The 7,118-nt window shown below is 46.3% G+C and carries 4 protein-coding genes; 2 read left to right on the forward strand and 2 right to left on the reverse strand.

Features of this window, described 5'->3' with window-relative positions; translation table 11 throughout:
- The coding region (locus LLG96_12150; GenBank protein MCE5250962.1) for a cache domain-containing protein at positions 1-1,392 on the reverse strand (1,392 nt) is incomplete at its 3' end.
- Between the two features lie 373 nt (positions 1,393-1,765).
- Entirely contained in the window at positions 1,766-2,860 is a 1,095-nt protein-coding gene (locus LLG96_12155) for a hypothetical protein (protein ID MCE5250963.1), read from the reverse strand.
- Positions 2,861-3,361: 501 nt separating this feature from the next.
- Here LLG96_12155 and LLG96_12160 point away from each other — a divergent pair.
- Positions 3,362-3,976, forward strand: a complete 615-nt coding sequence (locus LLG96_12160; GenBank protein MCE5250964.1) for a redox-sensing transcriptional repressor Rex — start codon at positions 3,362-3,364, stop codon at positions 3,974-3,976.
- Positions 3,977-4,515: 539 nt separating this feature from the next.
- Entirely contained in the window at positions 4,516-6,708 is a 2,193-nt protein-coding gene (locus LLG96_12165) for a bifunctional alpha,alpha-trehalose-phosphate synthase (UDP-forming)/trehalose-phosphatase (GenBank protein MCE5250965.1), read from the forward strand.
- Positions 6,709-7,118: the final 410 nt, after the last annotated feature.

Consider the following 7,118-nt stretch of genomic DNA (forward strand, 5'->3'; position numbering starts at 1 on the left):
CTTCTCGATCCGTTCCAGATTTTCCCGTATCAGTCCTTCGGACGGAGCTTTTTTTAAGAGAAGACCGCTGAAAAGAAGGATACCGCCCAGGGGATTGTTGATTTCATGCGCCACGCCCGCTGCAAGCTGACCGACCATTGCCAGTCGCTCCGATTTCATGATTTCTTCCTGGGCTCTCTGCCTGAGCTGTTCATCCCGTTCCTTTATCGATGATACCATATAATTATAGGCTTTTTCCAGGGCTTCTATTTCATATGGTGCATCTTTAAGGAGCACCTGCTGATCCATGTTTCCATCCGCAATATTACGTGTGGCATCAACAAGCGATTTAATCGGACGCATGATTGAATTTGTCAGAAATCCGCACAAAGCTATAGAGAGAAGGATACCCCCAAAAGAGATTCCGAGGAAAATCAACAGGGCATGTTTCTCGATATCCTTGTATTTGTTTTCAAGGATACCGATGCCTAAAATACCGACAATGTTTCCCGATATGTTCTTGACCGGCTCGTAGGCAGTTATATACCATTCGTTTACGGCAAATGCCCTTTCGACCCAGTTTTTCCCTTCCCAGAGAACATTCTTTTCCACTTCCGCCGAAACGAGTGTTCCGACAGCACGCTCCCCGTTTGTTGATATAACGTTCGTCGAGACTCTGATGTCGTTCATGAAAACGGTTACTACTCCGACATCCCTGTCCTTGTATTTTTCGCGTTCATAAATTGTATCCCTGATCTTATCGACAATGCTGAAGTTATGGTTCAGAAGTCTTCCACCATAGAGGATTCCGATAATATTCTCCTCGTCATTGAATATCGGGGCGGCTCCGATAATGACCATGCCCGAGGTTTCCTCGGTTTTACCCGGCGTATTGGTATGCGGGCTCGAAACAATCCGTGTATATGCCTGTATAGCAAGCTCTTTCCGCTCCCGGGACAATTCTTCCCCGGACATTATTTCTGTGGATGCCACGACTGTTTTTCCGTCCCGGGCTTTATTGATGATTTCCTTGTAAGCCTGACTGTCGCCCTTTATTTCGGGATTTCCGGCTCTTAATAGTACTATTCCCTCGGGATTGGTAAGGGTCAGGAAATCAAGCGACTCGTTTTTTCTGATCTCTTCGAGTTCAACAGATAAACTGTCAATGTTATTTAATAACAGCGCATCCTTGATGAAAAATCTTATGGAAGAGAGCCGGATAATATTTTTAACTTCCTTGACGGCTTCGTTGTAAATCTCACGGGCTGAATTTAAATCGAGCCTAACCTTGTCCTGAACTATCGGTATGCTTTTTCCGATTAATCGCACACCGACGAAGGTTGAAAATGAGCTCGTAATTATAATGACAGTCAGAAAACTCAGAATGATTTTTTTCTGGAGTGACAGTTTCATCGCTGAACCTTATATTTTAAGAGGGCTGTGAAAAAGTATAATTTTCACGAGCCCCATGACGAAATGTATTGTTTGGTCGCTGTCAAGGGCATGTAAATCGGTACTTCGTACCGATCCTTGACAGCTTATACCCACATAGATGGTATTTATCACAACGCTTTTAAAGCATATATGTAATTTATCAGAAGCGGATCATTGCCATACAAGTATCATGTGTTATGTCCATGTGCCTCATACGTAAAATATTGTGTTTCTTTGGCAATTTCAACACCTAATTACCGGTATATTATTCCTTGATCATCCGGGTGGATAGCATAATAACAGTTATATGACGTTTTCCGGATAAGCCGGTTCGGAATCGAATCGGTAAAGATCAATCCTTGAAAATTCTGTGAACGGGGATATTCTCACGGTTTTTTTCCATGAGGGATTTCTCCGCTCCGGCATCCGGGACAACGGCGATCAGATCATGGCTGTCGATGCCATGGAGCGACAGGTCGCCACGGTAACGCCACTCCTTCTCACCGGACCAGTCGGTCAATATGCCGGGAGCATGAAAGAAGAGAGAATCGCTGTCCCCTGCCGTGGTATCCCCTCGGACATACACGACTTCCCGTGCCCCGAGGTCGATAAGCGTCGACTGCCGTACACCGATCCCATACGGCTCGAAGGTATACCGCACAAACCGTTTTCTCCAGCGCATGAGCGGAAGGGTTTTTTCGAGAGAGAGCGATGTGAATGCCACGGCGCGCTCACCAGCCGGCAGTTTCCAGGCGGAGCCACGTATACGCTTTTCGGTCAGTATCCTGACGAGGGTCGCCTCCGCACTTCTCACATAGATTCCGGGATTCCCGATCAGATCATGGTAATACTGCCACGGTTTTTCGCCATTCCAAGGCCCCTGCGATGCCCGTGTCCAGTGGATAAACCATGTATCGTCAGGCAGCGGATTAACCGTGCGCCCCTCAAGCCTGTATGAGGGAATAAATCCCCCCTGTGTCCAGGGACTCCTGAAATCACTATTGATTTTTGATTTTATGTCATCGCGGTTTATCATCTGCGACAATCGTCCTTCCGGGCGTATCGACACTGGATATATGATCTGGGCGTTCTGGATAGCGAGAAGGTCACGGGCACGCCAGAGTTCCTTTGTCCGTTGACATAAACCCGGTGTCCGTGGTAAAAAAAGAGGATGAGTTCTGTTCCTGTCGAGATTATAGTCTTCAAGAAGGGCTTCATACAGTGTTCCACCGCTTCTGTCCTTCGGGATTTTGACAATGAGCTCGATTTCAGCGCTGTTTTTTCCGGCAAGACAGGTCACGAGGTCCCACTGTGACGGCCCGGAGCTGCAGAGTATCGTCGAGCCTGAACGGGCAAGAGTTTCGACTGCATTAACGGTAGCCTGCACCCATGGATCGCTGCCCATCGGATATTTATTGTGCGCCGAATTGAGTATCAGTGCCTTCATGTAATTTTTTGCCCGGAATTTAGATTGCAGCGGAGTTTGTGGCCTGAAAAAATAAATTATCCGCATTATATTCTTCGCTAAATATCGCGTTTTTACCGCGATATGCAAATAAAACCTGAAAAGCTTTTAATCCGATCTATTTAGAAATTAAATAGAACAGAGATTTTCGCGGATCGGGCGGATTTTCCCGGATTTGAATTTTATATATCATTTTAATGGCAACGTTTAATTGTAAGTAAAGATAGTATTAATAATCCATTATGTCTCTTTGTGCCTTTGTGTCTTTGTGGTTAAACATATTTACATAAATAATCCGGGTTAACACATCTATCCGGCGTTACAGAATGAAATTAATAACACAGGATTATCGGTGGTGAAACTGGATAAGACATATGAATCTGTTCAAGATAGTGATTGACAACAGAAACGCCGGGTGGTATATTCGTTAATAATTTCACAATATCTTCTGCTTTATTTGTTTAATTGTGGGGAGAATGAACAATGATTTCCGGAAAAACAATCGGCAGACTGAGCCTCTATAGACGCCTCCTCAATGAACTTGTGCGGGATGCTGTGAAAAATATCTATTCTCATGAACTGGCTGCCCGGGCTGGTGTCACCGCTGCTCAAGTTCGCCGTGACATCATGAATATCGGATACTCCGGCAATCCGAACCGCGGGTATGATGTGCAGCTCCTCATCGAAGGAATCGGCAATTTCCTCGATACGGCGGAAGGACAAAAAGTCGCGCTCATAGGTGTCGGCAACCTGGGCCGGGCAATCCTTGCATACTTTTCGGGTCGTCGTCCAAAGCTGTCCATTGTTGCGGCATTCGACAACGATCCCGAGAAATATGGCCGTGTGATTCAGGGATGCCGCTGCTATCCCATCGATCAGATTCAGAAAATCGTTCAGGAGCTCGATATCAGAATCGCGACGCTCTGTGTGCCGGCGGGTGTGGCGCAGGATATCGCCGATATGCTTGTCCAGTCCGGAATAAAGGGGATACTGAACTTCGCTCCTGTTCCGCTCCATGTTCCCCGGAATATCTATGTCGAGGATATCGACCTGACCATGTCATTTGAAAAAGTGGCGTATTTCGCGCGTACCGTTTGAATGAACAGGGTAGCGGTTGCCCGTATGAAACCATTGGATACCGTGATAAAGGTTATCCGGTTATCCAGTTAAGTCAGCAAGCTGAAGAAGAGTACCCTCACCCCCCTGACCACCTCTTCCGCATCGCTTCGCCCGTGGGCGAGGGGATGCTGTGTAACATGCATGATAACCTTATTTTTGTATGTATTCATCACTCTCCCATCAGGAGAGAGAATTCAAAGGATGAGAGCATATTTTTTTCGTGTCCGTGGTTTTTTGTTCCATGCTTACCAAACCGGATAACCGGAAAAAGGTTAAAGTGAAAACAGTATTTCATGATTATCCTTGTTAATACTTCCGGTTTCGAATAATAGTCACACGCATTTCACTCACTCGTGGAAATATCGGTTCTTCCCCTTCTCCAATCGATACTCTTTTTCCCTCGCGGATTTGACATTCCGTTCGAAATGAGTTACTATATATAATATGCAGAATGGCTGTACGGTATATATTGGTTATTCAGTATAATAAGATTGTCCGGGAATAGGTGAGGGTGTTTCATGAGCAGAATATTGATTGTTTCCAACAGATTACCGATAAGCACGATCCGGCGCGGTCGGACTATAAAGTTCAAGCCCAGTGTTGGCGGCCTGGCCACCGGGCTGAAATCGATAATGGGGAAATTTGAGGAACACCTCTGGATTGGCTGGCCAGGAATAGTGCTCGATAATAGTGCTGAGAATGACAGAACTAAGATCATCAGCCATCTTGCACAAGAAAACTGTTGTCCTGTCTTTCTTACACACGCTGAAGTGAAAGACTATTATGAGGGATTCTGCAATAAGACTATCTGGCCGCTTTTCCATTATTTTATACAATATACCCGGTATGATGTCAATCTCTGGAATACATACGTACGGGTTAATGAATTATTCTGCGAAACGGTTATGGCTGTGGCAAGACCTGATGATGTAATCTGGATTCACGATTACCATCTGCTGCTGCTGCCCAAAATGATCCGTGAGCGGCTTCCCGGCGCTGCAATCGGTTTTTTTCTCCATATACCCTTTCCCTCTTTTGAAGTGTTTCGTCTTCTCCCCTGGCGCCGTGAAATTCTCGAGGGGATGCTTGGCGCCGACCTTGTGGGATTTCATACCTATGATTATGTGCGACATTTTCTGAACAGTATCCGCAGCAGGCTGAGCTGCGAAATCTCCTTCGGACAGATCACCATAGGAAAACGTATAGTAAAAACCGATACCTTCCCGATGGGCATTGATTATGAAAGGTTCGCACAGGCTGCACGCATACCCGCGGTAAAAGAAAAAATCGAGAATATACGTGAGCGGGTGAAAGGCAGAAAGATAATCATATCCGTTGACCGTCTCGATTACACCAAGGGTATCCTGCACCGGCTTGAATCGTTTGATCTGTTTCTTGATAAATACAGTGAATACAGGGGGAAAGTGACATTGATTCTTGTTGCCGTTCCCTCCCGTGAGGGAATCGAGCATTACGAAAAGCTCAAAAGGCAACTTGATGAGCTTATTGGACGGATCAATGGCAAATATGGGACATTCGAGTGGATGCCGCTCTGGTACCTGTACAATTTTCTGGACTTTCCGGAGCTTGCAGCCCTCTACCACGCAGCCGATGTTGCGCTTGTGACTCCCCTCAGGGATGGCATGAACCTGATTGCCAAGGAATTCATTGCATCCAGACACGGCACCGGGGGTGTGCTCATCCTCAGTGAAATGGCTGGCGCGGCAAAAGAACTCCGTGAGGCAATCGTTGTGAATCCCAACAACGCAGATAGGATCGCCGATGCCTTACATCGTGCCCTGACCATGTCGAAGAGGGAACAGATTGCACGAAACAGGGAAATGCAGAAACGTCTCCGGCAATATTCCGTACAACGATGGGCTGAGTGTTTTATCCGGGAACTCACCGTTTTCAAAGAGCAGCAGCGCACAGTCTTCAGCCGTAAACTTTCAACGGATATTCAAAATGTTCTGCTTCATGATTACCATACCGGTACACGCAGACTCTTACTCCTCGATTATGACGGGACCCTCCGGCCGTTCGAATCCAGACCTCAGCAGGCGAAGCCCGATAAGGAACTTATGGAGATATTAGCCGGGCTGTCACGGCACACGGGGAACGATGTGCTCATCATCAGCGGCCGTGATAAAGAAACACTCGATACATGGTTCGGGGGAATAGCTCTCGGGATGGTGGCGGAACATGGTGTCTGGATAAAGGAGCATGATGGCGAATGGGAGATGATCGAGTACCTCCGGAACAATTGGAAGAGTGAAATACGGCCGTTGCTGGAACTGTATATAGACAGGACTCCCGGTTCGCATATCGAGGAAAAGGAGTTTTCGCTTGTCTGGCATTACCGTAATGCTGATCCGGCGCTGGCATCGATGATAGCCCTGGAGTTGAAAGACGCCCTGATCAATCTTACTATCAATCTCGGGCTGGAAGTGCTGGAGGGAAGCAAGGTCATCGAGATCAAAAATCGCGAAATCAACAAGGGCAGGGCAGCCCTCCGGTGGATCTCACGGGGGAATTATGACTTCATACTGGCTGCCGGTGATGACTTGACAGACGAAAGCATTTTTAACGTTCTTGACAGAAAGGCATATTCCATAAAAGTCGGTTTTGGCTTTACCAATGCCCGGTATATACTCGATTCTTCCAAAGAAGTGCGGGAGCTTCTTAAAAGCCTTGTGAAAAAGGACATATAAAAAATATTTGCAGTCGAGGGTCAATATAAGTGTTTAACAAGGCATAAGGCGCACGGCACAGAGAGAAAAACCATAAACATGATACTCGAAATTTCATCCCCGATTAATTCATAAAATAATTCGCACCCTCGCCTCGCCGCGCCGCGCTGCGACGCAGCGGGAAGTCGCATAGAGATACAACATATTGTTTGTGTAATTATTAGTTATTTCTAATGTATATTTAAAGATGATATTTGAAAAAATAAAAATCCGCGTAAATCCGCTTAATCAGTGTTCTATGAAATTTTTTAATAATCCGAGTTAACCGCTTGACAGGAGATGACCATGACGAATCTTGACAGTTATCGTGATATTGTCGGAGATATTGTATTGCAAGATCGGAAGAGCGTCGGGTGGGGAGAGAGGGGGTT

Source organism: bacterium (assembly GCA_021372535.1).
GTDB lineage: Bacteria > Latescibacterota > Latescibacteria > Latescibacterales > Latescibacteraceae > JAFGMP01.

What these genes read in the sequence shown, in the direction of transcription:
- LLG96_12160 (MCE5250964.1), top strand. Translation starts at nt 3,362, where the DNA reads ATGATTTCCGGAAAAACAATCGGCAGACTGAGCCTCTATAGACGCCTC.
- LLG96_12155 (MCE5250963.1), bottom strand. Translation starts at nt 2,860, where the DNA reads ATGAAGGCACTGATACTCAATTCGGCGCACAATAAATATCCGATGGGC.
- LLG96_12165 (MCE5250965.1), top strand. Translation starts at nt 4,516, where the DNA reads ATGAGCAGAATATTGATTGTTTCCAACAGATTACCGATAAGCACGATC.